3 protein-coding genes are annotated in these 1,513 nt (G+C 53.9%); all 3 read left to right on the top strand.

Annotated features, from left to right (window positions below; translation table 11 throughout):
• On the top strand, positions 1 to 405 hold a 405-nt coding region (gene pilM / locus AC1DWI_RS22770; RefSeq protein ID WP_477725864.1), incomplete at its 5' end, for a pilus assembly protein PilM.
• A complete protein-coding gene (locus AC1DWI_RS22765; RefSeq protein ID WP_477669885.1) occupies positions 402 to 1,070 on the top strand; it encodes a PilN domain-containing protein in 669 nt (222 codons plus the stop codon). The genes pilM and AC1DWI_RS22765, both read left to right, overlap by 4 nt.
• 22 nt (positions 1,071 to 1,092) lie before the next feature.
• The coding region (locus AC1DWI_RS22760; RefSeq protein ID WP_477725863.1) for a type IV pilus inner membrane component PilO at positions 1,093 to 1,513 on the top strand (421 nt) is incomplete at its 3' end.

The following is a 1,513-nucleotide window of genomic DNA, read 5'->3' as shown; positions in this document are numbered from 1 at the left end:
GCCTTCGGTGGAGCACAGCTGACGCAGCTCATCATTCGGCAGTACGGTTTTTCCCCTGAAGAAGCAGAAAGCAAAAAACGCAGTGGCGATTTGCCGGAAGACTATGAATCCGGCGTGCTGAAGCCATTTGTCGAGAGCATGGCGCAGGAAATCGGACGGGCCTTGCAGTTCTTCTTTACCAGCACACCGCACAACAAAGTTGACTATGTGATGTTGGCAGGTGGCTCGTCCGCCTTGCCAGGTCTGACCGATTCCGTCACCCAGCAGACTTCATTTGCCTGCGTGCTGGCAAACCCTTTTGAAGGAATGGAGCTCGGAGAAGGCGTACGTGAAAAGAAGATGCGGCGCGAAGCGGCATCCTACCTGACCTCTTGCGGTCTGGCTTTGCGGAGGTTTCTGCAGTGATTCTCGTCAATCTGCTTCCCCATCGCGAAGCTGCGCGCAAGCGCAGGCGCGAAGTATTTTTTGCCACACTGGGTATGGCGGCCTTGGTCGGCGTTCTTATTTGCGGTGCTGTTTATTCCTGGTACCTGGCCCAGATTGAGGGCCAGCGGGGAAAGAACAATTTTCTGAAAACGGAAATTACCCGGTTGGAAGGGCAGATCAAGGATATCGCCACGCTGCAGGCGGAGATTTCCGCTCTCAGGGCTCGTCAGAATGCCGTGGAAGATCTGCAGGGAAACCGCAATCTGCCGGTGTATTTGCTGAGCGAACTGGTCAAGCAGTTGCCCGATGGGGTGTATATCACCAGCATGAAACAAGACAACCAGGCCGTGATGATCACCGGCGTCGCACAGTCAAACGAACGTGTTTCGGAATTGTTGCGCAACCTGGCTAACAACAGTGCGTGGTTAACCCGGCCGGAACTTGTAGAAATCACCGCCGGCACGGTGTCACTCAGTGCGCGTGACCAGCGCAGGGTATCCAATTTTTCAATGAAGATCGGTTTGAAGCGGGCCAGCGATCCGAAAACTGTTGGCGCCACACCAGCAAGCTCAGGGACAGTACCGGTGGTGTCGGGGGCGGCTGCCAAGCCAGCTTCTGCCGCCTCGGCGCCGGCCAAGGTATGAGGCGGAATGAACGAGTTTGACCATGGCAAAAATCTCTAAAAATTCCATCGACTTTGCAGCAATTCAAAGCAGTCTGAAGTCCCAGTTTACGGGACTGGATCCCAATGATCCACCTTCATGGCCAGCACTTCCACGTTACCTCCTTTGTTTGGCCGTCACGATTTTTGTTGTCGTGGCTCTCTGGTTTGTATGGCTCAGCGCGTCCGATGAAGAGTTGACGGCGGAGAAAGCCAAGGAAGTCAAGCTCAAGGAAGATTACACAAAGAAGCTTGCACAGGCTGTCAATCTGGATGCGCTGAAGAAGCAGCGCGAACAGGTTCAACAATATGTAACCCAGCTTGAAAAGCAACTACCGAGCAAGGCCGAAATGGACGCACTGCTTTCTGATATTAATCAGGCGGGTTTGGGGCGTAGTCTGCAGTTCGAATTGTTTCGTCCAGGTC

Source organism: Polaromonas sp. P3_C2 (assembly GCF_056402675.1).
Note: the sequence above shows the minus strand (reverse complement) of the source record. Positions and strands in the feature narration are given on the sequence as shown.